Below are 24,513 nucleotides of genomic sequence, written 5' to 3'. Positions count from 1 at the left end.
GTGGAGGCGATTCACAACTTCAATCCGACCTCCCTGCTCGATACGCTGATCAGCCTCGCCGCCGCCTTTGTGCTCGGCGGGCTGATCGGTTTCGAGCGACAGGTCCGGCAGCGCACGGCGGGCCTGCGCACCAATGTGCTGGTCGCGGTGGGTGCAGCGCTATTTGTGGACATGGCCAACCGGCTTCACGGTCACGAGGGCGCGGTGCATGTCATGGCTTATGTGGTGACCGGCATCGGCTTTCTGGGCGCCGGCGCGATCATGCGCGAAGAGGGCAATGTACGTGGCCTGAATACGGCCGCCACACTGTGGGGGTCGGCGGCTATCGGCGCGGCGGCAGGGGCCGACCTGATCGTCGAAGCGATACTGGGAGCCTTGTTCGTCTTGGCGGCCAACACACTGCTGCGCCCCATCGTCAACACCATCAACCGTAAGCCGCTGGACGTGGAATCGGTCGAGGTCACCAACACCGTCTATGTGATCGCCGAGCGCGCGCATCAGAAGTTGGTGATGGCACAACTCGAAGAAGAGCTGGAGCGCAGCAGCTATCCAACCCGCGACCTGGATATTCACGCCTTCGGCGAGGAAGATGTCGAGATCGAGGCGACTTTGGCAGCCACATCCGTCGATGGCGAAGAACTGGATGCGCTGGTGAAACGTCTCGCGGCACTCCCGTCTGTCCTGCAGGCATTCTGGAGCCCAAGCACCACGGAATGATCTGGCACTACCCAAGGCGACCGAGCAGTCTCTGGCCATCGGGGCGTAGCTCCCCTTGGGGCGAGAGGTGCCGGTAAAGGGTCTGGCGCGTGACGCCCAGCTCCTGGCACCAATCACCCACCTTGGTTTCCGGCTGCCCCATCGCCGCCATCGCCAGCCGCAGCTTGGCGGCGGTCATCTTGAACGGCCGACCGCCTTTGCGACCACGTGCCCGTGCCGAGGCCAAGCCCGCTACGGTGCGCTCAGCGATCAGCTCGCGCTCGAACTCGGCCAGTGCGGCGAAGATGCCGAAGACCAGCTTGCCGGCGGCGGTCGTGGTATCGATGGCGGCGCCGTGACCGGTCAGGACCTTGAGGCCAATGCCGCGTCCGGTCAGGTCGTGGACAGTATTGATCAGATGCCGAAGATCGCGCCCGAGCCTATCCAGTTTCCACACCACCAAGGTATCCCCTGACCGCAACGCTTTCAGGCAACTCGCCAGGCCGGGGCGATCCTCGCGCTTGCCGGACGCCTGATCCTCGTAGAGATGGGCTGAATCGACACCAGCAGCATTCAGCGCATCGCCCTGCAAGTCGGTGGCCTGGGAACCGTCCGCCTTCGATACCCGCATGTAGCCGATCAACATGGTTTGCCTGTCACATATACGTTCGAATAAGTGACAATTTCGGCTGTCATTTTCAGAAGTCGAGTGCATCAGTTTGCTGGCTTGGCGCGCCGGTGTGCATAGGACTTCTGAAATCCGGTCGCTCAGAAGTCGGGTTCACCAGGCGCGACTATGCTTTGAAGACCCCTTCACCAAGGTGCGCGGACCATGGACCCGGAGTCGCCTGCCATACCGGAGTGCGGGTTGAACGGATAGGAAATTCAAGCACGGATAGGAAATTCAAGCGCCTCTGCGCGCCCAAGGCGGCGTCGGTGATTCGACCCTCTCCAAGGCGCATGCGAGCGGAGCGCGACAGGTTGGGACCATAGCGCTTGGCGCTGTCTGCCGGGGATTAGGAGCCGTGTTGTGCGATGCGCCGTGAAATGCCCATGATCGCTATCTTTACGCTCCGGTCGCTGGTCTCTTTGAGACTGATCGCGCCATCGGCGCTCCGGTTGAGCGCGGAGAGGTCGTCGCCCATATCGGTGCGAGCGTGCTGCGCGCCCCGCTCAACGGGTGCCTGCGCGGCTTGACGCATGACCGGGTCATGGTGGCGCGTGGCACCAAGATCGTCGAGGTCGATCCGCGCGGCGATCTGGCCGAGGTCACCGGCATCGGCGAGCGACCGGGCCGCATCGCCATGGGCGTTCTGGCGGCGATTGATCTCCATGCTTTACGTTTCACCAGTGACCATCCATGTGTCCATTGATTCGCATCTTGTTTCCCGTCAAGCCGCGCGGATAGGAAATTCAAGCGCCTCTGCACGCCCAAGGCGGCGTCAGGGCGAGAGGCGAGCGAGGGCCAGAGGGCCGGTCAAGGCGCAACCGAGAACGGTGCGGGCATCTCGAAGGTGTCGGAACGCGCTTCGGCGGGGTTTGGGAGGAGATTTGAGGCGCAGCGGGCAGGCGTGAGATCAGGGGGCGGCACCCTCTGTGGCAGAGGAAGGCGGCTACCGGGAGACACGCTGATCGCGTTCTAGCGGGCGGTGGTGCTCTATACTCGATTTCGGCAGACGCGGCTTGAGGTTGTCGCCGAGGTGGCGACGCATCGGATCGGATCTGCTCCACGGCTCGCGCCGATAACCAATCGTACCTGGGAGAATCGACATGGCAACGAACTTCAGAGACGCCCTGGAAGCCCTGGTCAACGAACGCATCGCCGCCGGGGAAGATCCCGCCGATCTGTTCGATGAGTTGCATCGAGAGGCCAATCAGGTCTTCGGCCATTACAACCTGGAGTACGAGCTTGGCATGATGTTGCGAGAGGAGAAACAAGGCTGAACAGTCATGGTCTGGTTCACGGGCGCCCTGTTCGAACATGCGAACACCACGATTGGATACACCTTGCGGTACAGAACTTTGGGAACCCATCCATCGTGGTGCGTCCGAGACTGTCATGAAAACTTCACTTGTTCTCCAGCTTGAGTCCCCGCCAATATTCTGAACTTCCGCGACACGACAATTTTCAGACATACCTTGGCATTATGACCGACAAGCCTTTCAATGTTCTCTTTCTCTGTACCGGCAATTCGGCGCGCAGCATCCTCGCCGAGCGCATCATTGAGCGCTGGGGCGCGGGGCGTTTTCGCGGCTTCAGCGCCGGCAGCCACCCCAGGGGCGAGGTGCATCCTCTGGCACTGGAGCTGCTGCAACGCAACAACTATCTGACCGACGGACTGCGCAGTAAGGATTGGGCGGAGTTCGCCGAGCCGGACGCCCCCCGGATGGATTTCGTCATCACCGTCTGTGACAAGGCCAAAGGCGAGATGTGTCCGGTCTGGCCCGGCCAACCGGTGATCGCCCATTGGGGAACGGCGGATCCCGCCGCCGTCGAGGGCGACGAACTGACCCGGCTCAATGCCTTTCGCACCGCCTTCCGCGAGATCGAGAACCGCATTAAGATCTTTGTCGCCCTGCCCTTCGCCTCGCTCGACCGGCTCAAGCTCCAGCATGAACTCGACCGCATCGGAACGACCTGAAAGGTTCAGTATCCTCGCCGGACAGCGGGATTGCGCGTGGTGTAGATCCATCGGCTCGCCCTGATCACGGTTGCTGTCAGGGCGATCATTCGCTTTCTCCAACATCCGCAACGATCTGCTCGCCGGCCTGGTGGTCGCGCTGGCGTTGATCCCCGAGGCGATCGCGTTTTCGATCATCGCCGGAGTCGATCCCAAGGTCGGACTCTATGCCTCCTTCGCGATTGCCACCGTCACCTGACCAAGGTCGTCCCCTCGCCGCTGGTGACCATCCTGGTGCTGACCGGCGTGACCCTGTATCTGGGACTGGACGTGCGCACCGTCGGCGACATGGGCCAGTTGCCCGACAGTCTGCCGGTGTTCCTGCTCAGCGCGATCTCGGGCGCAATGTCGAGCGTGTGGTGCGAGCGCTCAAGAAGCCGATCCTGGCCGTCACCGAGCAGTTCCGGGAACCGCGCCGGGTGCTGATCGCCTTCGACGGCGGCGGCATGGCGCGGCGTGGCGTCGAGCTGGTGGCCAGGAGTCCGCTGTTCCAGGGATTGCCGGTGCATGTGCTGATGTCGGGCAAGGCGACCAGAGATGGCGGCAAGCAACTGGACCGGGCCAAGACCACGCTGTAGAAGGCCGGCTTCGAGGCCTCGGCGGCGCCGGCGCCGGGCGATGCCGAGCGGGTCATCGCCGGTGCGGTGCGTGAGCAGGAGATCGATCTGCTGATCATGGGCGCTTACAGCCACTCGCCGCTCCGCACCCTGCTCTTCGGCAGCAAGACCTCGGATCTGCTGCGCTCGGCACGGATTCCGACATTGCTGCTACGCTGACGGCACATTTGGAGCGAGCGATGTCTCGCTCCGACGGAGCCTGGTGCATCCTTTTTGGGGTTGGCTCGTCTTCAGTGTCATTCGGACCGATGCGATAGACACGATGAATCCAACCGTCACGACTGAATCCCAACGCCTCGCCCTCCGGCTCGTCGGCCTGCCCATCGCCGCCGCGCTCTGGGTGCTGGCCTACAGCCATCTCACCGAACTCGCCGATCTGGCGATCGGCCTGTTCGGTCTGACCCGCGCGACCCATCTCGGCGAGGCGCTGCATTTCTTCCTCTACGACACGCCCAAGGTGCTGCTTCTGCTGACCGGCATCGTCTTTCTCATGGGCGTGATTCAGACCTTCTTCGCCCCGGAGCGCACCCGCGCCCTGCTCGCCGGACGGCGGCTCGGGGTGGGTAATGCCATGGCTGCCGGCCTTGGCATCGTCACACCCTTCTGCTCCTGCTCGGCAGTGCCGCTCTTCATCGGCTTTGTCTCCGCCGGGGTGCCGCTCGGCATCACCTTCTCCTTCCTGATCGCCGCGCCCATGATCAACGAGGTGGCGCTGGCGCTGCTGCTGGGCCTGTTCGGCTGGAAGGTCGCGCTGCTCTATCTGGGGCTGGGACTCGCGGTCGCCATCGTCGCCGGACTGATCATCGGTCAGCTCAGGATGGAGCGCCATCTGGAGGACTGGGTGCGCGCCATTCATGCGGGCGAGACGGCGGCGCCGTCCGGCGATGACCTCACCTGGCCGGAGCGTCTGCACGCCGGCCTCAGACATGTCCGCGAGATCGTCGGGCGGGTCTGGCCCTATGTCCTGATCGGCATCGGACTCGGCGCGCTGATCCACGGCTATGTACCCGAGGATTTCATGGCCGCCTTCATGGGCCGTGATGTCTGGTGGGCGGTTCCGGCGGCGGTGGTGCTCGGGGTGCCCATGTACACCAATGCCGCCGGCATCATCCCCATCGTCGAGGCGCTGATCGGCAAGGGTGCGGCGCTCGGCACCACCCTGGCCTTCATGATGAGCGTCATCGCGCTCTCGGCCCCCGAGATACTGATCCTGCGCAAGGTGCTCAAATGGCCGCTGATCGCGACCTTCGTCGCCGTGGTCGCCACCGGCATTCTGCTGGTCGGTTATGTCTTCAATCTCGTTCTCTAACCGCAACGGAGTCACACGCATGAAACACGTCAAGATCCTCGGCACAGGCTGCCGCAACTGCCAGACCACCCTGAAGCTGGTCGAGGAGGTCGCCCGCGCCCAGGGCGTCGAGATCGAACTGGAGAAGGTCGATCAGGTCCAGGACATCATGCAGTATCGCCTCATGGCCACACCCGGCGTGGTGATCGACGAGGAGGTGGTGCACGCCGGCGGGGTGCCGGATCGCAAAAAAATCGAGCGCTGGTTCGCGCCCTCGGCCTGATCCGCGTGTCCGGCCCCACCCGTCATCCATTCAATGAACCCCGTTCACTAACCATGACACACACCACGCTCTTACCGCGCCTGGCGCGAATCGGTCTGCTCTCCGCCTGCCTGCTGCTCGCCGCGCCCGTCGCCTCTGCCGCCGAGCTGCCTTCGGCCAGCCCCGAGACGGTCGAGCAGGCCCTGAATTCCGGTCGACCGACGATTCTCGATCTGGGCGCACGCGCCTGTATTCCCTGCAAGCGGATGGCGCCGATCCTGGCCGGACTCGCCGAGACCTATCGCGAGCGTGCCCAGGTGCTCTTCATCGATCTGCATGAGGATGAGCAGGCGATCAAGACCTGGCGCATCCGGATGTATCCGACCCAGATCTTCTTCGATGCCCAGGGCCGCGAAGTCAAGCGCCATATCGGCTTCATGGACGAGGCGGCGCTGGTCGCCGAGCTGGCCGCCCTGGGGGTGGAATGAGCGGCTTCGAGAACCTCGATCAGATCCTGATCGTCTATCCGCTGCCGGCCTTCGGGCTGATCTTCCTCGCCGGGGTCGTCTCCTCGGCCTCGCCCTGCGTGCTGACCACCATCCCGCTGGTGGTCGGCTTCGTCGGCGGCTATGCGGACGGAGACCGGCGCAAGGCGTTTCTCTATTCGCTGAGCTTCGTCGTCGGGCTGTCGCTGACCTTCACCGCGCTCGGGCTGGCGGCCGGGTTGTTCGGCACCCTGTTCGGAACGCTCGGCGGCGGCTGGTATCTGGCGGTGGGCGCGCTGGCGCTGATCATGGGCGGGCAGATGATGGGGTTGTACACCATCCCTTTTCCGGTCGCGCCCCAGTACCGACCCAAACAAAGCGGGCTGATCGGCGCCTTTCTGCTCGGGCTCTTCTTCGGCGCGGTCTCCTCGCCCTGCGCCACGCCGGTGCTGGTCGTGATCCTGTCCTTCGTCGCCACCCAGGGCGCGGTGCTGCACGGCGCGGCGCTGTTGTTCGTCTACGCCATCGGCCACTGTCTCTTGATCCTACTGGCCGGTACCTCCATCGGTTTCGTCGAGGCCTTCGCCAAGCGCCGAGGGATCGCGGATCTCTCGGCCTGGACGCGCCGTGTGGGCGGGGCGCTGGTGGCGCTGGTGGGCGGTTATCTGGTTCTGAATGCCTGAGCCCACTCCGAACGAGGACAGGATCATGAACGAGCGAAACAAAGACAGCCTCCGCGCAGCCGTGCGCGAGCGTTACGGGCAAATAGCGGAGAGCACGCCATCCGGCTGTTGCGCGGGCTCGGCCTGCGGCGACGCACCCGCCGTCGATCTCAACAGTCTCTCGCAAGCGCTCGGCTACAGCGCCGCCGAGGTGCTGGCCGTATTCTCTCCAACTGTGTCATTAACCTCTCACCCGACAAGCCGCAGGTCTTCGCCGAAGCCTATCGAGTGCTGAGGCCGGGCGGGCGGCTGGCGATCTCGGATGTGGTCGCCTCGGCGGAACTGCCCGAGACGATCCGGGCGGATCTGGCGCTCTACACCGGCTGCATGGCCGGCGCTGTCTCGGTCACCGAGGAGGCACTTGGTTATCGTGCCGACGGGTACGGCGAGATTCAGGGCAAGCGTCGGTGCATCAGGATGGCGTTGACGGGGCAGATGGACGCGAACTGTCGACCGGCTTGGATTTCCAATGGAGCCTGACGATGATCGATGCTGGAGAAACCGAATTTCCGGGCAATGGGGTTCGCTGGTTGAAGTCAACGGATATGCATCGGTCATGCCGGCTTCAGCCAGGTGTTGCAGCGCCCACGTTGTCATCCTCCGGCTCCAGCCTTGGCCGCGTTTAGCCGGCAGCACGACCAGCGAGCGCAGCAGTGCAGTCGATCCTGCGCACTCCCACCCGATGAAACCGATCAAGGATCCCGCTACGTCACAGAAACGGAAAAACCGCCGACCCGGTTCATCCAAATCCTAGGCGGGCAAACCAGCGGACATCAAGGTTTCCGGCAAGTCCAGGGCGTCAGCATCGACCTCTTCAATCAGCGCCGTGTTCAATGTAGCCATAAAATATATGCCTATACGCATGTTTGAGTTTAAATCGTAAATTATTATAATGACTTTACATGTCAAAAAACGCATGTTTTACTAATCACCCCATCAACTTAAAACGTCCCACGATGCAGAGCGTCCACCAGCATGAACGATCCTCAAGCCTTCTTCGACGCCCTCGCCGACCCCATTCGCCGCCGCATCCTGGCCATGCTGCTGGAGGCCGACGAGCTGTGCGTTTGCGATCTGCACAGCACGCTCGATGCGCCGCAACCCAAGGTCTCGCGTCATCTGGCCGTGCTGCGCGGGGCGAATCTGGTCCTAGCACGGCGCGACGGCACCTGGATGCGCTATCGCCTCCATCCGCAACTGCCGGCCTGGGCGCTGCGCATCCTGATGCACATGCGCGATGGGATGGGCAGCGAGCCGCTGGCCCCCAAGCCCTCTGTCTGTGAGGCTGGCGACGCCTGATTCCTGATCGACACCGCGTCTTCTGCACACCTATCGCCTTGCCACGAGGATCGTTTCATGAGCCCAGCCACTAAAACCGTCCTGGTCCTCTGCACCGGCAATTCTTGCCGCTCGCAGATGGCCGAAGTCCTGCTCAACCATGATCTGGCCGGTCAGGTACGCGCCCTGTCGGCGGGCACCCGCCCTCAGCCCAAGGTCGCGGATGGCGCCATCGCGGCGCTGCAAGCCCTCGGCCTGCCGACCGATGGCCTACACCCCAAGGACATCGACGCGGTGCTTGATGAACCCATCGATCTGGTGGTGACCGTCTGCGATAACGCCAAGGAAAGCTGTCCGGTCTTCCCGCGTCCGGTCAAGCAGATCCATCTCCCCTTTCACGACCCGCACGGCGAGCCGCCGGCATCCTTCATCGCGGTGCGCGACGACATCCGCGCACGCCTGATCCCAGCCGTCCGTGAAGCCCTGGAGATCTGAGTCATGCCGGAACCGATCCTGACCTCGACCCTGACCTGCCCCCACTGCGGACATCGGTGCGAGGAGATCATGCCCACGGATGCCTGTCAGTGGTACTACGAGTGTCTGGGCTGCGGCACCCTACTGCGCCCCAAACCGGGTGACTGCTGCGTCTTCTGCTCCTATGGCGACGTACCCTGTCCACCCATCCGGATCAACGGCCGACAAGCCGCCTGTCGTCATGGCCCCTCAGTTTCATTCACAGGTCAACATCTATGAGTGCGCAATGTGAAGTCACCGCCAAACAGGCCACCGGTGCGCCCATGAGCGTCTTCGAGCGCTGGCTGACCCTCTGGGTCGCGCTCTGTATCGTCGTCGGCATCGGGCTCGGCCAGTTCATCCCCGCACCCTTCCGGTTCCTGGGCCGGCTGGAGGTGGCACAGGTCAATCTGCCGGTGGGCGTGCTGATCTGGGTGATGATCATCCCGATGCTGATGAAGATCGATTTCGGCGCCCTGGGTCAGGTGCGGTCCCATTGGAAAGGCATCGGCGTGACCCTCTTCATCAACTGGGCGGTCAAGCCCTTCTCGATGGCGCTGCTGGCCTGGCTTTTTATTCGCGGCCTCTTTGCCGACTGGCTGCCGGCCGAGCAGCTCGATTCCTATGTCGCCGGGCTGATCCTGCTCGCCGCCGCGCCCTGCACCGCCATGGTCTTCGTCTGGAGCCGGCTGACCGGGGGCGATCCCTATTTCACGCTCACCCAGGTGGCGCTCAACGACACCATCATGATCGTCGCCTTCGCGCCGATCGTGGGGCTGCTGCTGGGACTCTCGGCCATCGTGGTGCCCTGGGATACACTGCTGACCTCAGTCGTCCTCTATATCCTGATCCCGGTCGGCATCGCGCAGCTCTGGCGCTATTTTCTGCTCAAGTCGGGTGAGGCGAAGTTCGACGCCACCCTGGCGACTCTGGGTCATGCCTCCATCGTCGCTCTGCTGCTGACCCTGGTGCTGCTGTTCGCCTTCCAGGGCGAACAGATCCTCAAGCAGCCGCTGATCATCGCCCTGCTGGCGGTGCCGATCCTGATCCAGGTGTTCTTCAACTCGGCGCTGGCCTACTGGCTCAATCGTCTGGTCGGCGAGAAGCACAGTGTCGCCTGTCCCTCGGCGCTGATCGGCGCCTCGAACTTCTTCGAGCTCGCGGTGGCGGCAGCGATCGCGCTGTTCGGCTTCCAGTCCGGCGCGGCGCTGGCGACCGTGGTCGGGGTGTTGATCGAGGTGCCGGTGATGCTGCTGGTGGTGTGGGTGGTCAACCGGACCAAGCGCTGGTACGAGGCAGGGGTTCGCCTGCCTGAAAACTGAACCGACATCAGTGGGGACGCAGTTTAATATCTTAAACCGCATCGGCTCCGACATTCCTTGAGTCTGCCGGGCCGACCCGATCCAAAAACATCGCATGCCGTGCTGGGCGTGGTTTAATGAGATATTCGCATGAAAAAACTCGAAATTTTCGACCCGGCCATGTGCTGTTCCACCGGCGTCTGCGGCGTCGAGGTCGATCCGGTGCTGGTGCAGTGCAATGCCGATCTGCTGTGGCTGGCCGAACAGGGCGTCACGGTCAACCGCTATAACCTGTCGCAGCAGCCCCAGGCGTTCGCCGCCAATCCGGCGGTGCTCAAGGAACTGGAAGCCGGCATGGAGCGCCTGCCGCTGACCCTGATCGATGGGCAGATCGTCGCCACGGGTGCCTATCTGTCGCGCGACCAGTTGATCGAAAAGCTGGACTTGATTCCGTCCGCTCCGCCAGCAAGCGCGAACCCCTTCCGCGTCCAGACTAATTCCGGCTGCTGCAAGCCCGGCAGCGGGTGCTGCTGATGGCGATCCCGGACAGCCACACCCGTCATCTCTTCTTCACCGGCAAGGGCGGGGTCGGCAAGACCTCGCTTTCCTGTGCGACCGGTCTGGCACTCGCCGAAACCGGGAAGCAGGTGCTGATCGTCAGCACCGATCCGGCCTCCAATCTGGATGAGGTGCTCGGCGTCACGCTGGGCCAGACGCCGACGCCCATCCCCGGCGCGCCGGGACTCTTCGCGCTCAACATCGATCCCGAAGCGGCGGCGCACGATTATCGCGAGCGGATGGTCGCACCCTATCGCGGCCTCCTGCCCGCCGCCGCCATCCTCAGCATGGAAGAGCAGTTTTCGGGCGCCTGCACCATGGAGATCGCCGCCTTCGACGAATTCTCCAAACTGCTGGGCGATCCCGCCGCGACAACACAGTTCGAGCATGTCATCTTCGACACCGCGCCGACCGGTCACACCCTGCGTCTCCTGACCCTGCCCTCGGCCTGGAGCGAGTTCATCGACTCCAGCACCGGCGGTGCCTCCTGTCTCGGCCCGCTGGCCGGGCTGGAAAAACAACAGGCGCTCTATGCCGCGACGGTCGCCCAGCTCGCCGATCCGGCACGGACCACGGTGGTCCTGGTCAGTCGCCCGGAAACCGCCGCGCTCCGGGAGGCCGAGCGCACCCGCGCGGAACTGGCGGATCTCGGCGTCAGCCATCTGCATCTGGCGCTCAATGGTGTGCTGGCTGTCGCAGAAACGGATGACACCATTGCCGGGGCCATGATGCGGCGTGGTGCCGAGGCGCTGGCGGCAATGCCGGCCGGACTCGCCGCACTGCCGACGACGGTCACGCCGTTGTTGCCGTTGGGCACCCTGGGACTCGACGCCCTGCGCCAGATGGCGAATCCGGCGCTGATCCAGGCGCCGGGCGATGAGCCGGACAGCGACTGCATTCTGCCGGGGAAGCTGTCAGGTCTGGTGGAGGAACTGGCACAGGCCGGACGCGGCGTGATTCTGACCATGGGCAAGGGCGGGGTCGGCAAGACCACGCTGGCGGCGGCCATCGCGGTGGCGCTCGCCCGGCGCGGTCATCCGGTGCGGCTCTCGACCACCGATCCCGCCGCCCATGTCGCCGAGGCCATCGGCGAGTCGGTCGCCAATCTGACCGTCAGCCGCATCGACCCGGCCGCCGAGGTCGCCGCTTATCGGGCCGAGGTGCTGGCGAAGGCCGCCGCTAACCTGGATCCCAACGGGCGGGCCATGCTGGAGGAGGATCTGCGTTCGCCCTGCACCGAAGAGATCGCGGTCTTCCGTGCCTTCGCCCGTGCGGTGGATGGCGGTCAGGATGCCTTCGTAGTGCTCGATACCGCGCCGACCGGCCATACGATTCTGCTGCTGGATGCCGCCGAGGCTTACCATCGCGAGGTCTCGCGCACCCAGGGCGATATGCCCGAGGCGGTGCGCCAGTTGCTGCCGCGTCTGCGCGATCCCGCGTTCACCCGGGTGCTGGTCGTCGCCCTGCCCGAGGCCACGCCGGTGCATGAGGCCGAGCGCCTGCAAGCGGATCTGCGCCGCGCCGGAATCGAGCCCTTCGGCTGGGTCATCAACCAAAGCCTGCTCGCTTCCGGCACCCGGCATCCGCTGCTGCGTCAGCGCGGGGTGAGTGAGGCGCCTTTCATTCGACAGGTCGCCGACCAGCTCAGCCAGCGTTGTGCGCTGGTTCCCTGGCTGTCCGAGCCGCCGGTCGGGAGCGATGGACTGGACCAGTTGATGCAGTGAACGATGCGTGAAGCGGATGCCGCCGGTCAGTCAGGCGCGTCTGCGCCGGACCCTACGCGCGGCGGAGATCGGCATCGAGATCGCTTACGGTGCACCGGTCACCGAGATTCTGCGCGTCATCCGCGAACAGGGCGCGCGGCTGGTGGTGATGGGAAGCCAGGGGCGGGGCTTCATCGAGGAAATTTTCCTCGGCAGCGTCAGTCACAACGTCGCCCGTCACTCGCCCGCAGCGGTGTTGCTGGTCCCCGCGAAGCGGTAAGCGACGCCGATCGGCCTGCCTCGCTAAACCCGGCGTCCGGACGATCGCGCGCCCTGTCGCCGACACCGCGAACGACCACTGTGTTTCATTGGAGACGAGATGTATCACCTGACAATCCTGATCGTGACTGGACTCTTCATGCTCTCGGTGGCATCGGGGATGCTTGGACTCGGGGTCGCCTTCGCGGCGGTCCCTTTCCTCGGTTTTTTCATGACCGATCTGGTCCATCAGGTCCAGCCTCTGAGCCTGATTCTGAATGGCGTGACCGCGCTGTTTGCCGTCTTCGGCTTTGCCCGTAGCGGACTTGTCGCCTGGCGCGAAGCCCTGATGCTCGCCGGGGTGACGACCATTGTCGCTCCCTTCGGTGCGTGGCTCGCCCAATACACCGACCAGACCTGGCTCTGGGGCATCTATCTGCTCGCCGTCACCTATCTCGCTTGGCGGATGTTCCAGAAAGAGAAACCGCAGGATGCGACAAAGGAACCCGACGCGCCGAATTTGCAGTTGGCGCTGTTGCTTGCGGTTCCGATCTCGATCCTGGCGGGTCTCTTGGGCGTGGGGCCGGGCTTCCTGCTCATGCCGGCGCTGATCCTGGTGGGTTATGAGGCCAAGCGCGCGGCGGCCATCAATGCCGTGGCCGTCACCCCGCCGTCGTTCTCGGCGTTGATCCCCCATCTGTCCACCATGCAGATCGACTGGCAGCTCGGCGGCGTCTTGATCGTCGTGGGCGCGGCGGGGGCGTTTATCGGAGCGAGGCTGACCAGCCGATTCGTTTCCGGCAAGCGATTGAAGCAATTGTTTGGTGTGCTGATCGTGGTGATGACGGCCTATAAACTGCTGCAAATACTGCTCGGCTAGGCTCGCTTGGAGGCAATCGGCTCCGTCAAGGCGGTGCGTTGATTAGCCTCTCGATGTCCCGGTTGATGGCAAACAACCGCTGCTCCAGAGCCGCGTGAAGCCCCTCGCCTCCCTGACTCAATACGCGCCGGATGGCCTCCAGCGATAGCCCGGCCGAGCGGTAGTGGCGGATCTTGGCCAAGCGCTCGACATCCGCCGTTTTGTAGAGCCGGTAGTTGCCTCGGGTGCGCCCACTGGGCGTCAGTAAGCCGATGCTGTCGTAATAGAGCAGCGTGCCGCGCGCGAGCCCGAAGCGCCGGGCGAGCTGTCCGATGGTCCAGGGGGTGGCGGTCATGGGAGCGGTATCATCCTGGGCGGCGGTCGGCGGTGACGTCGACCGCCAGGCCGATCAGCCGGCCGAATCCGGCGGATCTCCTCTGCGGGGATTTGGAGCTACTCGAGGAATGCCTCGTGCATCAGCTGTCCTCTTCGAGGTCGAAGAAGTCGCCGGCCACGCGCTCGAGGATGAGGCGCTCCAAGCGGGCCAAATCGAACAGGCCGTAGTGCAGGGCCTGCTCGATGGCGGCCAGGAACGGCTCGGCGGGATGGTGCGTTTGAGCTCCAGGAGCCGGCGCAGCTTGCCGACGCTGCGGCCCGGGGCACGCCTCTTCAATGCCGCCACGTAGGCATCAAGACGCGGATCACGGCCGGTGAGGCCTGCTCCTGGGGGGCGGGGCCGGCGGCGCGGCGCCGCTCCAGGCGCGGATGATGCCCCGCCGCGCGCTGCTCGCCCTGGCGCTGGCCGATCAGGCGCGGATGCGCAGCGATCTGTTGGCGATCGGCATAGACCAAGACCTGCTCCGGGCGCTTGTGCACGGCCACTTTCTTCCCGACCCAGCGCTCCGGGACCGAGTAGCGGTTGGTGTCCAGGTGCACGAAGCCGTAACAGTCCACCACCCGGTAGTGGATCTCGCTCACCGGCGGGAGATAGGCCGGCAGCGGGAGCAGGTGCGCCTTCTCCTTGCCGGCCAGGATCGCGCCGGGCTGGAGCGACTGCTGCGCTACTGTGCCCGCCCGCCCTTCGCGCTGGAACGCCTCGAGCAGATCAACCCGCACCAGCTCGTCTACTACCTGCCCAAGCCGCGACGCGATGGGCGCACGACCCTGGTGCTCAGCCCGCTGGAGCTGATCGATGCGCCGGCGGGGTTGATTCCGCCACCACGGCGGCACCGCCACCGCTACCACGGGGTGCTCGCGCCCAACTCGCCGTTGCGCGCGGCCGTCACCGCTTACGGGCGCGAGGAGGCGCCCAGCCCGCAGGCACCCGCGAAGACCGTCTCGGCGACCGACGAGGAGCCGGCATCCGCCTCCCCAGCACGTTACCTGTGGGCGATGCTGCCGGCGCGACTGTTCGAGTCGCTGCCGCTGGTCTGTCCCTGCTGCGGCGCCAACATGCGCATCGTCGCCTTCATCACCGAGGCCGCACCCGTCAAGCAGATCCTCACCCACATCGGTGAGCCGCCCCGGCCACCCCCGATCTCGCCTGCCCGCGGACCGCCCGCCTGGGACGAGGCGCCCGAGCCGGCGCCGGACTGGAACCTGGCCGCTCAGCCCGAACCCGAAGTCGAATTCGATCAGCGTGTCACCTGGTAGTCGCCATCTCCTGCGGGAAGCGGTGCTGAAACCCCTCGTTTTGCCGCCGGCCGGCATGACCCGCGCCCGCTCCAGCGCGCCGCTGCGGCCTGCTACGGGCGTCGCGCGAGGTCGCTCCGCCATTGTCGCGAGGGGGCGGTCCGCCATGTTTCCGGGCCTTGACCTCACACCCCGCATTCACTACCGTCCTGTCTCAGCACCGGCCTGAACCCCTCAAGGCGGCTTGGATTTCCTATCCCTCAAGCTGGCCGGCCTGCCAAAGCCCGTCGGCGAAATAGAGGACTGATGGCACAGTCAAACCTGTGAATGACGAATGTAAACCAGTAAACCTCAATAGGAGACAGACGATGAAGACCATGAAACTGAAGACCCTTACCGCCGCCCTGCTGAGCCTGGGCCTGTTCGCCTCGGTGCCGGCCTTTGCCGAAGACACGGCACTTCCGGCCGAGGCCCAGGCACAGACCGAAGCGACCGAGTCGGTCCAGCCGCAGGTGGATGCGAAGGCAACGAATCAGGCCGCGGAGAAGCGCAAGAAGATCACCGCCGACGCGATGGCCGCGGTGAACGAGACCAAGAAGGCCCTGAAACTGCTCGATGAAGAGAAAACCGACGAGGCCCTGGCCGCGCTGGAACAGGCCACCGGCAAGCTGGAGTTGGTTCTGGCGCGTGCCCAGGATCTGGCGTTGGCGCCGGTGGACGTCGAGGTCGTCACCTACGACCTGCTGGCGAACCTGGATACCGTCAAGGCGATGATTCACGATGCGGAAAACTACCTGGAAGACGGTGAGGTTCAAAAGGCGCGGCCGTTGGTTGCCAGCCTGGCGAGCGAGATCGTGTTCCGCACCACCAGCATCCCGTTGACCACCTACCCGGGCGCGATCAAGGCTGTCACGCCGCTGATCGACGAGGGCAAGATCGATGAGGCGAAAGCGGCCCTGCAGGCCGCGTTGAACACCCTCGTAGTGACCACGGACGACGTGATTCCGCTGCCTTTCCTGCGGGCCGAAGTGCTGCTGAAAAACGCCGAGGCGCTGGCGGAGAACAAGGAGCGCACGGTCAAGGACAACGAGACCCTGGCCAGCCAGCTGGCCGAGGCCAGGAATCAGCTGAAGATGGCCGAACTGTTGGGCTACGGCACCAAGAAGTCGTTCAAGCCGATGTACGAGCAGATCGATGAGATCGAACAGAAGACCGCCGGCGGCAAGGGCGGCAAGGGCTGGTTCGACAAGATCAAGCAGCAGCTGTCGGAACTGATCTGAAGCTCAGACAGAACTGGTGGGCGCCGGCGGCACACCGTACCGGCGCCCATCCCCCCCAGGCGATATTCGGGAGTAAGCTGAAATGAGTGATGAAAAGAAAACCCAAGGCACCTCGGAGCAAGCCGGCGATAACGCGAGCAAAGTCGCCATTGCCGAGCCAAAATCCGCCATGACCGAGGCGGTGCAGCCCACTGTGGACCAGGTGGTCGAGGGAAAGGTCGTTGAGAAACGCAAACAGACAATGGAAGAAGCGGTCACGGCCCTGGCCGAGACCAAGAACGCCCTGGCGGCGTTGGACGAAAAGGACACGACCAGGGCACTGGATGCCCTGGCCCAGGTCACCGGCAAGCTGGAGCTGATACTCGCCCGACAACCTGAGCTGGCCTTCGCGCCGGTGGATGTGCAAACCGTGGTCCATGATGTCTTTGCCGGTACGGACACCATCGAGGACCTCCTCGATGAGGCCGAACACGCCCTGAAGCATGGCGAGGTGCAAAAGGCGAGACACCTGCTCTCCGGCATGGCCAGCGAGATCCTGATCCAGACCACGAGTATTCCGCTGGCCAGTTATCCGCAAGCCATCAGTGCTGTTGCCCCCTTGATCGATGAGGGCAAGATCGACGAGGCCAAGGCGGCGCTGCAAGCGGTGCTGGGTACGCTGGTGGTGTCCAACAGCGTGGTCATCCCGCTGCCAGTGGAGCGCGCCCGCGCCATGCTGAAAGAGGCCGAAACCCTGGCGGAGAAGTCCGATCGCAGCACGGAGGAAGATAAACGCCTGGGCGCCATGCTCGATGATGCGCGCAAACAGCTCGAAATGGCGGAACTGCTTGGTTATGGCCGCAAGAAGAAGGATTTTAAGGACATTTACGCTCAGATCAAAGAGGTGGAAGGGAAAGTCAAGTCCGGAAAAGCGGGCAAGGGCTTGTTCGATGAGATAACGGCCAGCTTCCGTTCGCTGTTCGATCACAAAGGCGTTGAACAGAAGTCTGAAGCTGATAACGATGCCGAGAAGCCCACGGGCGATGGCGGCAAATGAGCGTACGGGAGACTTCGATGGCTGCAGCACAAACGATCAAGCAGGGCGGTGACACCCTGTGCTCGATGAGCAAGAACTGGTGGACCTTCGTGCTGCGCGGCGTACTGGCACTGGTGCTGGCCGTGCTTGCCTTCCTGATGCCCGCCGAGGCGCTGCTGGCGCTGACCCTGGTCTACGGCGGCTTTTCGCTGGTCGATGGCGGTTTTTCGCTGGTCGCGGCGGTGCGCAAGATCCGCCGCGGCAGGCGCTGGGGCTGGTTCGCCTTTCGCGGCGTCGTCGGGGTGATCACCGGCGTCGTCGTGTTGATCGTGCCCTTCGTGGCGACCTGGGTGCTGGCGATCTTCTTGTGGGCCAGCATCGCCGTGTGGGCGGCGCTGGTGGGTGGCTTCGAACTGCTCACGGCCTGGCGCCTGCGCAAGGAGATCCGCGGCGAGATCTGGCTCATGCTGAGCGGCCTGTTCTCGATGGCGCTAAGTGGCCTCGCTGTCTGGTTGCTGCTGACACGACCGGCGGAGACCCTTTTGGCGATGGGTTGGGTCATTGGCGGATATGCCACCTTCCTGGGTGTGTTCCTGATCCTGCTGGGGTTGCGTTTGCGCCGGAATCAAACCGAATGCAAAACGGAAGGTGCTGACGCCATGCCTGGAGCGACGGCGTGAACACTGTTTTTTCAGAACCTTAGAAACTGATTGAAGGAGGTACATCATATCCACACTACATACAGATACGGGACGGCTACCTGGTCATTCGGGGTGAAAAGCAATTCGAGCACGAAAGTACCGAGGGGCAGTACCACGTGACCGAATGCGCCTACGGCCATTTTGAGCGGGCCATTCCCCTGCCGGAAGAAGTCGAACCGGTAAGGCCCAGGCCACTTATAAAAAAGTGTATTGCGTGTGGAGCTGCCCAAGTCTGCCCGCGGCCGGCACAGGAAAGTGACCGTGGAGATTAAATAACGGCATGAGGCGGGGATTCGGCAATGATGGCACTGCCTCCCTCAGGAGGGCCGCGTCCAGATCCGGTACGGTACGCCCCAGGCGCATCAGCCGGGTGATGCGCCAGGCGACCACCTTCCGCAGCGAGGCGGGGGCCAAGACCGCCAAGCTTCGGGCTTGGGCCGGCCATCGCTCGCCGGGCCATCGAGGCGTATGGTGGTAGTATTCGCGCCCGCAACCGCCCAGGGGGCTGGTTGCAGGTCGAGGTCGACCTGCCGGCAATCGCTTGAAGCTGACGATCCGCACCGAGCCTGACCAGGTGAACGGAATGGCGAGTGATCCATGCCAAGGCCGAGTGCGGCAACATCCCGACGCATCTGCTCAAAGCCATCCGCGAGGAACTGATCTATGACCACTGAAGACACCATCACCGGCGAAGAACTGGGTGAAAAACTGCTCGCGTCCATCCACCAGATGAAGGCCGGACAGGGGACGGCCGTGCACTCGCCATCGATGACCGCACGCCGGAAGACCGGCCTGTCCCAGGCGTAATTCGCCAAGCTGCTCGGCGTCTCCGTGCGTACCGTGCAGGAATGGGAGCAGGGTCGCCGTCGCCCCAGTGGTGCGGCTCGCACCCTGTTCAAGGTCGCCGAGCGCCATCCCGAGGTGTTGCGCGAGCTGGTCTGAGGGCGGCTCATGTCAGCCGCCTGAACGATTCAAATCGACGTCCACCTGAGCAGCATTCGGCACAAGCTCGGACCCGATGACGACGGCCACTCGTCGATTCAGACGGTGCGCGGCCTCGGCTACCGGTTCGTGCGGGAATGCAGGCCATGGGCCGGCTGCTCTGGAAGCTGTTACTCGCCTTCTGGCTGGCTCACGAGGATCGGGAGCCACGCATTTACACTCGGATCTCGCAGATCCTCCAGCGTGTTCTCCAGCACCAGTCGCCTCATCGCAAGCAGCCACCGCTCCCGATAATCAAGCGGATCTCGCGCCGTGGAAAACACCGCTGGGCGCTCTACCAGCGTCACAAGCTCGGGACTTCGGCCGAGCACGACCGCAGCCCGGCGGTGCCGGACACCACCGGCCGCGAGGGCCTTCGCTGCTGGCGTGGGGACACCGAAACGCAGGTGTTCGGGGAAGTCGGCGACGGCTTGCGCCAGTTCGCGGTCGCGCGCCTCGAGCAGCTTCTTGAGCAAACCGACTCCCTGTTCGACGGCGACCTGTAGGACGTAGTTGATCACCCGGGCGTGAACAACCAAGCATCGTGTCGATGTCGATGCCCGCTCGTCGAGCCGGCTCGACCAACGGCTGGCCGTCGCCGCGCAGGGATGCCGAGCTGTTCCGTATTGCCGCCGCCGTCCCGAGCACAGCATCCTCTATCAGATCATCCAGCAGCACCTGGAGACCTACCTCAGGCTGGCACGGGAAGACGACTGGGACGGGGAGCGGGTGCCCGCCTACGTGGAACGGGAATTTCGCCACTACGTAGACGCTGGCCAGGCAGTGGAGGGCCTGATTACGCTCGCCCGCTGGTTTGTCGATAGCGGAGGCTCGGTGGCGGGACGCATGGCACACCACCACGCGCCGCTGCCCGAATGGGCGCGCGGCGATGCCTTGCCCGGCGCGCCAGGGCCTACACTGCGCACCGGCGCGCATCCGCTGGGTTTCGTCTGTGGCCTGCCGTTCGGCCAGGTTGAGGCCGCAAGGCTGGCACGTGCCGTCCTGGCGTGCGGCGCCACGGCCTTGCGCATCACGCCGTGGCGGCGTGTGTTGTTCGAAGGCGTGGGTGACAAGCTTCCGTCGCCCCAGGATCCGGATGCTCCGGACATCGACGCCGTTGCGGCTGCCGGGTGGCGGGTGGAAGCCTGCGCCGGCGCCCCGTTCTGTCCGCAGGCCGGCGTCGATACGCGAGCGCTCGCGTTCCGGCTGATGAGGCTTGCGCAACGCGGCATGCTGCAAGCCCCGTCATCGGCCGGGCTGCGTGTCGTTCATGTGTCGGGCTGTGCAAAAGCCTGTGCTTACCCGCGGCCTGCGACGATCAATGTCATGAGGCGCGCCGGGGTGTTCGACCTGGGCTGGCAGACGGCATCGCCGCTGCATGTCGGCCTGAGTGCCGATGCCGTCGTATCCCATCTGGAGTGTTGTTGATGCCGTATACCTACGAGTCGTCTGGTACGCGGCGCCCGACATGTGGCCTATTTTCGCAAGGCCGGCCGTGCCGGCCGCGCGCGGCGCATCGTCGACGGCATGCTGCGTGAGGATGTGATCGAGTTCGCCATGGAATATCCGGTCACCACCGAGATCGCGCTCGATGACCCGCGCTACAACCAGCAACTATCGGGCGGGCGCGGCCGGTTTCAGATCCGCCGTCAGGCGGCGGATGTCCGCCTCGTCCAGGGTTTCACGGCGCAGGAGTTCCTGGGCGCAGCGTTCCAGCACGTCCCGGTTGGTCTCGAGGATGGCGGTGGCGCGCTCGAACACGCCCATGACGATGGCGCGGATGGCGGCGTCGATGCGCGCCTGGGTGGATTCGGCCACCCGGCAGCCGCCCTGGGCGAGTTCCGGCACATCGAGAAAACGCGGCCGCTGCGCCTCGAAAGCGATGTAGCCCAGGTCCTCGTCCATGCCATAGCGGGTGATCATGTCGCGCGCGATGTCGGTGGCGCGGGCCAGATCGTCGGCCGCGCCGGTGGAGATCTCACCGAACACCAGCTTCTCCGCCGCGCGTCCGCCCAGGAGCACGGCGATCTTGTGTTCCAGGTCGGCGCGGGTCATGAGGAAGCGGTCTTCGGTGGGCCGCTGCAGCGTGTAGCCCAGGGCGCCGATGCCGCGCGGGATGATGGACACCTTGTGCACCGGGTCGGTGCCGGGCAGGGAGAGGGCCACCAGGGCATGGCCCATTTCGTGGTAGGCCACGGTTTCCCGCTCCTTGGGGTTGAGCACGCGGCTTTTCTTTTCCAGACCGGCGACGATGCGCTCGATGGCGACGGTGAAGTCCACGAGCTCCACGGCCTGGGCGTGGCGCCGGGTGGCGGCCAGGGCCGCCTCGTTGACCAGATTGGCCAGATCCGCGCCGGAAAAGCCGGTGGTGAGCGCCGCCACCTGGTCCAGATCCACACCGGGCGCGAGGGTGATTTTCTTCGCGTGCACCTTGAGGATGTCCAGCCGGCCCTTCTTGTCGGGCCGATCCACCAGCACCTGGCGGTCGAAGCGTCCGGCCCGCAGCAGCGCCGGGTCCAGGATCTCCGGCCGGTTGGTGGCGGCCAGGATGATGAGCCCCACCGAGCTGTCGAAGCCGTCCATCTCGGTGAGCAGCTGGTTGAGCGTCTGCTCCCGCTCGTCGTGGCCGCCGATGGGCCCGCCCACGCCGCGGGCGCGGCCCAGCGCATCGAGCTCGTCGATGAAGATGATGGCCGGCGCCTGAGCGCGCGCCTGCTCGAACAGGTCGCGCACGCGCGCCGCGCCCACGCCGACGAACATCTCGACGAATTCCGAGCCGGAGATGGAGAAGAAGGGCACGCCGGCCTCGCCCGCCACCGCCTTGGCCAGCAGCGTCTTGCCGGTGCCCGGCGGCCCCACCAGCAGCACGCCCTTGGGGATGCGCGCGCCCAGGCGGCCATAGTCCTGGGGGTTCTTGAGGAAGTCCACGATCTCGACGAGTTCGGCCTTGGCCTCGTCCACCCCCGCCACATCGGCAAAGGTCACACCGGTGTTCTTCTCCACATAGACCTTGGCGCGGCTCTTGCCGAGGGTCATGAAGCCGCCCATACCCTGCTTTTCGGCGAACTTGCGAAACAGGAAGAACCACACGGCGAAGAAGGCCACCGCCGGCAACACCCAGGAAAGCAGGTCGCGCAGCCAGGTGCTTTCGATGACCCGGGCATAAGGCACCTGGTATTCGCTCAAGCGCGCGGCCAGGTCCGGCTCCACCCGGGTGGCCACGATCACCGTTTTGCCTTTGGGGTCGGGGGACTTGAGCTTGCCGGTGAGGATCTTGTCCGCCACCAGCACCTCGGCCACACGCCCGTCTTTCAATGCCTGTTCGAACTCGCTGTAGGGCACGGGCTCCACCGTGCGGCTGGTCTGCCACCAGTCCTGCAGCGTCAACAGCAGGACGAAGGCGGTCAGCCAATAGGTGAGATTCCACCGGGTTTTCTGTTCCATGCTCGGTCTTCCTCCATCAGCGCCAGAAGCCGCCGGGATACCAGCGGGGCGAGGTTTGCATCAGGCGTGGGCCGGGCCAGACGTCAGCAGCGTGCAAGAGTGTGGGCCGGTGTGACAGGTCCAGCGCCAGCAGGCGGCGGATACGTTCTTCCGTATGGGGGTGGGTGCGTAGCCAGGATGGTTCCGGGTTGCCCCAGCCCGGCAATACCCAGGCGCGCCAGTTGCGCGTCACCCGTTCGATCTTGGCCAGCGCGCTGGCGAGCGCCTGGGGGTCGCCGGTGAGCCGCGCGGCAGTGAGGTCGGCGTCGAATTCGCGTACCCGCGACAGGCCCAGTTGGACCAGCAAGGCCAGCTGGGGCGAGAAAAAGAGCAGCAGCAGCCCCAGCCAGGGCAATTCGCTTTCCCCCAAGAGCCAGGCCGGCAGCGTCAGGATGAGGCCGACCTGCCCGACCAGGGCGAACAGGCCGGTGAGCCGGCTCACGTAGTCGGCGAGGTTCATCACACGCAGGTCGCCGTTGGCGATGTGCGCGGTTTCGTGGGCCAGCACGGCGGCAAGCTCACGCGGATTCAGGCGGGCCAAGAGGCCGTCGGTCAGCGCGATGGCCGACTGCCGCAGGTTGCCCACGGCAAAGGCGTTGACCACCGGGCTCGGCACGTAGTAGGGCTGCGGCACCGCGGGCAGCCCCGCGCGCGCGGCCAGCGCCTTGAGCGTGCGCCACAGTTGGGGCGCCTCATCGGGCCGGATGGGGCGCGCCCGGTAAAGCGCCAGGGTGAGCGGCGCGGCCGCCAGGGGTTCCAGCACCAGGGTCAGCAGTGTGGCAGCCAGCGCCAGCCACAGTCCGCGCGCGCCGAACAGGACATAGCCGGCGAGGCCGCCGATGGCGAAGAGTGCACCTACCAGCAGCAGCGTTTGTGCCCGGTTGACACTGGCGTGTTCCGCCAGCACGGCGCGATCGATCGCCATCAGCCCCCCAGCGCACGCACCCGGGCGCGCAGCGTGTCCAGCTCTTCCAGCAAATCGGCCATCAGCGCCGCCAGTTCCGGCACGGCATCGAAATCCCGCTCGAAGGCCCGCATGCGCCGGGCGTGGACGAGGGCCGCAGTGGAAAAGCGCCACACCCCGGCCACGCTTTCGGCGTGGGGGATGAGCCCCTCTTGCAGATGCTGGACGAGCCAATCCGGTTCGACGGCGCAGGCCGCCGCCAACTGCTCCAGGGTGAGCCAGCAGTCTTCCATGAGCGTGCCACTGAGGATATCTTCTTCGTGCATGGTCAGCTCCCTTGTCTTGGATCGAAGGCCAGTTCCTGCGCCATCCGTTCATAGAATTGCCGCGCCGCCGGCGTGTCGGCGGACGGCAGTACGACCTCGAGCGTGAGCAGCAGATCCCCCGGCGGCTCGGCGGGAATACCCTTGCCGCGAACCCGCAACTGGCGCCCGGATTGGGCGCCCGGCGGGATGCGCACCTTCACCGCCCCGCCCGGCAGGTCCACGCTGACGACGGCGCCAAGCGCCGCTTCCCAGGGGGCCACGGGCAAGGTCATGTAGAGGTCCCGGCCTTCTACCCGGAAACGCGGGTGGGGTTTGAATTGCACTTCCAGCAGCAGGTCGCCCGCCGGCCCGCCGCCCAACCCCGGCGCACCCTGGCCGGCCAGGCGGATGACCTGGCCGGCCTTGATGCCCTTGGGGATCTTCACGTTGAGGGTGCGGGTGGTGAGCAGCACCCGGCCCTGGGCGTCCATCTGCGGCACGCGCAGGGTGATCTGCCGGGTGGCGCCGGTGAAGGCGTCTTCCAAGTCCAGCAGCACCTTGGCGTGATGGTCCTCGCCCTGGGCCCGGCCGCCGTGGCGAGCATAGGCAAACCCCCGCCCGCCCATGCCGGCGCGGCCGAAAAGCTGCTCGAAGAAATCGGAGAAGCCGGCGGCTTCTTCCGCCGTAAAGCCGCGTCCGGAAAACTCGAACCCCGCGTCCCAGTCGGGCGGCGGACGGAAGTCCTGCCCCGGCTGGTAGCCCTGGCTCAACTGGTCGTAGGCCGCGCGCTTTTCCGGGTCGGAGAGCACCGCGTAGGCCTCGTTCACGTCCTTCATGCGCGCCTCGGCATCCTTCTCCTTGGAGACGTCCGGGTGGTACTTGCGCGCCAGTTTGCGAAACGCCTTCTTGATCTCGTCCGCGCTGGCGTCGCGCGCCACGCCCAGCACGGCGTAATAGTCCTTGAATTGCATGTCCGTCCTTTGCGGGTGAA

Annotated in this window: 36 protein-coding genes and 5 pseudogenes; 30 read left to right on the top strand and 11 right to left on the bottom strand. The window is 65.0% G+C overall.

Annotated features, from left to right (window positions below):
• A complete protein-coding gene (locus Atep_RS05580; RefSeq protein ID WP_213380649.1) occupies positions 1–717 on the top strand; it encodes an MgtC/SapB family protein in 717 nt (238 codons plus the stop codon).
• A 7-nt stretch (positions 718–724) separates the two neighbouring features.
• Here the strand turns inward: Atep_RS05580 and Atep_RS05575 are convergent, their stop codons facing one another.
• The gene (locus Atep_RS05575; protein ID WP_213380647.1) at positions 725–1,342 is read right to left on the bottom strand and encodes a recombinase family protein; all 618 of its coding nucleotides are present in this window, start codon (positions 1,340–1,342) and stop codon (positions 725–727) included.
• A 370-nt stretch (positions 1,343–1,712) separates the two neighbouring features.
• On the bottom strand, positions 1,713–2,030 hold the full coding sequence (locus tag Atep_RS05570; RefSeq protein WP_213380645.1) for a hypothetical protein: 318 nt from the start codon (positions 2,028–2,030) through the stop codon (positions 1,713–1,715).
• Between the two features lie 436 nt (positions 2,031–2,466).
• On the opposite strand from Atep_RS05570, the gene Atep_RS05565 reads away from it, so the two are divergent.
• From Atep_RS05565 to Atep_RS05525, 11 genes and pseudogenes are all read left to right on the top strand, one after another.
• Entirely contained in the window at positions 2,467–2,640 is a 174-nt protein-coding gene (locus Atep_RS05565; RefSeq protein WP_213380643.1) for a hypothetical protein, read from the top strand.
• A 203-nt stretch (positions 2,641–2,843) separates the two neighbouring features.
• Complete coding sequence (locus Atep_RS05560) at positions 2,844–3,338, top strand: arsenate reductase ArsC (RefSeq protein WP_213380641.1); 495 nt, start codon at positions 2,844–2,846, stop codon at positions 3,336–3,338.
• Positions 3,339–3,408: 70 nt separating this feature from the next.
• Positions 3,409–3,713: pseudogene (locus Atep_RS05555) on the top strand (SulP family inorganic anion transporter); the annotation flags it as partial.
• A gap of 23 nt (positions 3,714–3,736) precedes the next feature.
• Entirely contained in the window at positions 3,737–3,955 is a 219-nt protein-coding gene (locus tag Atep_RS16560; protein ID WP_236786765.1) for a hypothetical protein, read from the top strand.
• Positions 3,956–4,003: 48 nt separating this feature from the next.
• A pseudogene (locus Atep_RS16555) lies at positions 4,004–4,153 on the top strand (universal stress protein); the annotation flags it as partial.
• A gap of 103 nt (positions 4,154–4,256) precedes the next feature.
• Complete coding sequence (locus Atep_RS05545; protein ID WP_213380640.1) at positions 4,257–5,303, top strand: permease; 1,047 nt, start codon at positions 4,257–4,259, stop codon at positions 5,301–5,303.
• A gap of 19 nt (positions 5,304–5,322) precedes the next feature.
• Entirely contained in the window at positions 5,323–5,565 is a 243-nt protein-coding gene (locus tag Atep_RS05540) for a thioredoxin family protein (protein WP_213380639.1), read from the top strand.
• Between the two features lie 53 nt (positions 5,566–5,618).
• Entirely contained in the window at positions 5,619–6,032 is a 414-nt protein-coding gene (locus Atep_RS05535) for a TlpA family protein disulfide reductase (RefSeq protein ID WP_213380638.1), read from the top strand.
• Complete coding sequence (locus Atep_RS05530; RefSeq protein ID WP_213380637.1) at positions 6,029–6,712, top strand: cytochrome c biogenesis CcdA family protein; 684 nt, start codon at positions 6,029–6,031, stop codon at positions 6,710–6,712. Before Atep_RS05535 ends, Atep_RS05530 begins: the two co-directional genes overlap by 4 nt.
• A 25-nt stretch (positions 6,713–6,737) precedes the next feature.
• Entirely contained in the window at positions 6,738–6,986 is a 249-nt protein-coding gene (locus Atep_RS16550) for a class I SAM-dependent methyltransferase (protein ID WP_236786762.1), read from the top strand.
• Positions 6,914–7,231 (top strand): methyltransferase domain-containing protein, encoded by a 318-nt coding sequence (locus Atep_RS05525; protein ID WP_236786673.1) that lies wholly within the window; start codon positions 6,914–6,916, stop codon positions 7,229–7,231. Before Atep_RS16550 ends, Atep_RS05525 begins: the two co-directional genes overlap by 73 nt.
• Before the next feature lie 30 nt (positions 7,232–7,261).
• On the opposite strand, the pseudogene Atep_RS17115 reads toward Atep_RS05525, so the two are convergent.
• Positions 7,262–7,498, bottom strand: a pseudogene (locus Atep_RS17115) (GNAT family N-acetyltransferase); the annotation flags it as partial.
• 228 nt (positions 7,499–7,726) lie between these two features.
• Here Atep_RS17115 and Atep_RS05515 point away from each other — a divergent pair.
• The 8 genes from Atep_RS05515 (at position 7,727) to Atep_RS05480 (ending at position 13,242) form a co-directional block, all read left to right on the top strand.
• A complete protein-coding gene (locus Atep_RS05515) occupies positions 7,727–8,050 on the top strand; it encodes an ArsR/SmtB family transcription factor (RefSeq protein ID WP_213380636.1) in 324 nt (107 codons plus the stop codon).
• 57 nt (positions 8,051–8,107) lie between these two features.
• Positions 8,108–8,524 (top strand): arsenate reductase ArsC, encoded by a 417-nt coding sequence (locus tag Atep_RS05510; RefSeq protein ID WP_213380635.1) that lies wholly within the window; start codon positions 8,108–8,110, stop codon positions 8,522–8,524.
• Between the two features lie 3 nt (positions 8,525–8,527).
• A complete protein-coding gene (locus Atep_RS05505; protein ID WP_213380634.1) occupies positions 8,528–8,782 on the top strand; it encodes a GDCCVxC domain-containing (seleno)protein in 255 nt (84 codons plus the stop codon).
• Positions 8,779–9,864, top strand: a complete 1,086-nt coding sequence (gene arsB / locus Atep_RS05500) for an ACR3 family arsenite efflux transporter (RefSeq protein ID WP_213380633.1) — start codon at positions 8,779–8,781, stop codon at positions 9,862–9,864. The genes Atep_RS05505 and arsB overlap by 4 nt, the downstream gene beginning before the upstream one ends.
• A 129-nt stretch (positions 9,865–9,993) precedes the next feature.
• Complete coding sequence (gene arsD / locus Atep_RS05495; RefSeq protein ID WP_213380632.1) at positions 9,994–10,377, top strand: arsenite efflux transporter metallochaperone ArsD; 384 nt, start codon at positions 9,994–9,996, stop codon at positions 10,375–10,377.
• Positions 10,377–12,125: an arsenical pump-driving ATPase gene (gene arsA, locus Atep_RS05490; protein ID WP_213380628.1), complete on the top strand. Its 1,749-nt coding sequence runs from the start codon at positions 10,377–10,379 to the stop codon at positions 12,123–12,125. Before arsD ends, arsA begins: the two co-directional genes overlap by 1 nt.
• Positions 12,126–12,141: 16 nt before the next feature.
• Positions 12,142–12,384 carry a universal stress protein gene (locus Atep_RS05485; RefSeq protein WP_213380626.1) on the top strand — a complete coding sequence of 81 codons (243 nt, stop codon included), beginning with the start codon at positions 12,142–12,144 and terminating at the stop codon, positions 12,382–12,384.
• Between the two features lie 99 nt (positions 12,385–12,483).
• Positions 12,484–13,242, top strand: a complete 759-nt coding sequence (locus tag Atep_RS05480; RefSeq protein WP_336511386.1) for a sulfite exporter TauE/SafE family protein — start codon at positions 12,484–12,486, stop codon at positions 13,240–13,242.
• A gap of 25 nt (positions 13,243–13,267) precedes the next feature.
• Here the strand turns inward: Atep_RS05480 and Atep_RS05475 are convergent, their stop codons facing one another.
• Positions 13,268–13,576: a MerR family transcriptional regulator gene (locus Atep_RS05475; RefSeq protein ID WP_213380624.1), complete on the bottom strand. Its 309-nt coding sequence runs from the start codon at positions 13,574–13,576 to the stop codon at positions 13,268–13,270.
• Between the two features lie 109 nt (positions 13,577–13,685).
• Between Atep_RS05475 and Atep_RS05470 the strand changes: the two genes are divergently transcribed.
• Positions 13,686–13,907, top strand: coding sequence for a hypothetical protein (locus tag Atep_RS05470; protein ID WP_213380623.1), 222 nt, complete (start codon positions 13,686–13,688; stop codon positions 13,905–13,907).
• Here the strand turns inward: Atep_RS05470 and Atep_RS17110 are convergent.
• Positions 13,891–14,337 carry a Mu transposase domain-containing protein gene (locus tag Atep_RS17110; RefSeq protein ID WP_419467368.1) on the bottom strand — a complete coding sequence of 149 codons (447 nt, stop codon included), beginning with the start codon at positions 14,335–14,337 and terminating at the stop codon, positions 13,891–13,893. The two genes, Atep_RS05470 and Atep_RS17110, sit on opposite strands and share 17 nt — an antisense overlap.
• On the opposite strand from Atep_RS17110, the pseudogene Atep_RS17235 reads away from it, so the two are divergent.
• From Atep_RS17235 to Atep_RS17105, 5 genes and pseudogenes are all read left to right on the top strand, one after another.
• Positions 14,242–14,505, top strand: a pseudogene (locus Atep_RS17235) (transposase); the annotation flags it as partial. The gene Atep_RS17110 and the pseudogene Atep_RS17235 sit on opposite strands and share 96 nt — an antisense overlap.
• A 716-nt stretch (positions 14,506–15,221) precedes the next feature.
• Positions 15,222–16,133, top strand: coding sequence for a YfdX family protein (locus Atep_RS05455; protein WP_272876309.1), 912 nt, complete (start codon positions 15,222–15,224; stop codon positions 16,131–16,133).
• Between the two features lie 82 nt (positions 16,134–16,215).
• On the top strand, positions 16,216–17,169 hold the full coding sequence (locus Atep_RS05450; protein WP_213380621.1) for a YfdX family protein: 954 nt from the start codon (positions 16,216–16,218) through the stop codon (positions 17,167–17,169).
• 17 nt (positions 17,170–17,186) lie between these two features.
• Positions 17,187–17,828 carry an HdeD family acid-resistance protein gene (locus Atep_RS05445; RefSeq protein ID WP_213380620.1) on the top strand — a complete coding sequence of 214 codons (642 nt, stop codon included), beginning with the start codon at positions 17,187–17,189 and terminating at the stop codon, positions 17,826–17,828.
• Positions 17,829–17,854: 26 nt separating this feature from the next.
• Positions 17,855–18,121, top strand: a complete 267-nt coding sequence (locus tag Atep_RS17105) for an Hsp20/alpha crystallin family protein (RefSeq protein ID WP_213381443.1) — start codon at positions 17,855–17,857, stop codon at positions 18,119–18,121.
• Here the strand turns inward: Atep_RS17105 and Atep_RS17100 are convergent.
• Positions 18,045–18,239, bottom strand: a complete 195-nt coding sequence (locus Atep_RS17100) for an IS4 family transposase (protein ID WP_419467476.1) — start codon at positions 18,237–18,239, stop codon at positions 18,045–18,047. The genes Atep_RS17105 and Atep_RS17100 overlap by 77 nt on opposite strands.
• A gap of 273 nt (positions 18,240–18,512) precedes the next feature.
• Here Atep_RS17100 and Atep_RS17000 point away from each other — a divergent pair, with 273 nt between their 5' ends.
• The 3 genes and pseudogenes from Atep_RS17000 to Atep_RS16545 all read left to right on the top strand — a co-directional run.
• Positions 18,513–18,656: a hypothetical protein gene (locus tag Atep_RS17000; RefSeq protein ID WP_336511385.1), complete on the top strand. Its 144-nt coding sequence runs from the start codon at positions 18,513–18,515 to the stop codon at positions 18,654–18,656.
• Positions 18,657–18,665: 9 nt separating this feature from the next.
• The gene (locus Atep_RS16995; RefSeq protein ID WP_336511397.1) at positions 18,666–18,791 is read left to right on the top strand and encodes a helix-turn-helix domain-containing protein; all 126 of its coding nucleotides are present in this window, start codon (positions 18,666–18,668) and stop codon (positions 18,789–18,791) included.
• 27 nt (positions 18,792–18,818) lie between these two features.
• Positions 18,819–18,908, top strand: a pseudogene (locus Atep_RS16545) (DNA-binding response regulator); the annotation flags it as partial.
• Between the two features lie 53 nt (positions 18,909–18,961).
• Here the strand turns inward: Atep_RS16545 and Atep_RS16540 are convergent.
• On the bottom strand, positions 18,962–19,369 hold the full coding sequence (locus Atep_RS16540) for a hypothetical protein (protein ID WP_236786528.1): 408 nt from the start codon (positions 19,367–19,369) through the stop codon (positions 18,962–18,964).
• 190 nt (positions 19,370–19,559) lie between these two features.
• Here Atep_RS16540 and Atep_RS05425 point away from each other — a divergent pair, with 190 nt between their 5' ends.
• Positions 19,560–20,258, top strand: coding sequence for a hypothetical protein (locus Atep_RS05425; RefSeq protein WP_213380619.1), 699 nt, complete (start codon positions 19,560–19,562; stop codon positions 20,256–20,258).
• A gap of 186 nt (positions 20,259–20,444) precedes the next feature.
• On the opposite strand, the gene ftsH is transcribed toward Atep_RS05425, so the two are convergent.
• From ftsH to Atep_RS05405, 4 genes are read right to left on the bottom strand one after another with little or no spacing between them, the layout of a single operon-like run.
• Positions 20,445–22,274: an ATP-dependent zinc metalloprotease FtsH gene (ftsH, locus tag Atep_RS05420; protein ID WP_213380618.1), complete on the bottom strand. Its 1,830-nt coding sequence runs from the start codon at positions 22,272–22,274 to the stop codon at positions 20,445–20,447.
• 16 nt (positions 22,275–22,290) lie between these two features.
• Positions 22,291–23,238 (bottom strand): zinc metalloprotease HtpX, encoded by a 948-nt coding sequence (locus Atep_RS05415; RefSeq protein ID WP_213380617.1) that lies wholly within the window; start codon positions 23,236–23,238, stop codon positions 22,291–22,293.
• Positions 23,238–23,543, bottom strand: a complete 306-nt coding sequence (locus Atep_RS05410; RefSeq protein WP_213380615.1) for a chaperone modulator CbpM — start codon at positions 23,541–23,543, stop codon at positions 23,238–23,240. The genes Atep_RS05415 and Atep_RS05410 overlap by 1 nt, the downstream gene beginning before the upstream one ends.
• 2 nt (positions 23,544–23,545) lie before the next feature.
• Positions 23,546–24,493, bottom strand: a complete 948-nt coding sequence (locus Atep_RS05405) for a DnaJ C-terminal domain-containing protein (RefSeq protein ID WP_213380614.1) — start codon at positions 24,491–24,493, stop codon at positions 23,546–23,548.
• Between the last annotated feature and the right edge of the window lie 20 nt (positions 24,494–24,513).

It is taken from the genome of Allochromatium tepidum (genome assembly GCF_018409545.1).
Classification (GTDB): domain Bacteria; phylum Pseudomonadota; class Gammaproteobacteria; order Chromatiales; family Chromatiaceae; genus Thermochromatium; species Thermochromatium tepidum_A.
The sequence above is the reverse complement of the archived record's forward strand: the minus strand, read 5'-3'. Positions and strand labels throughout refer to the sequence as shown.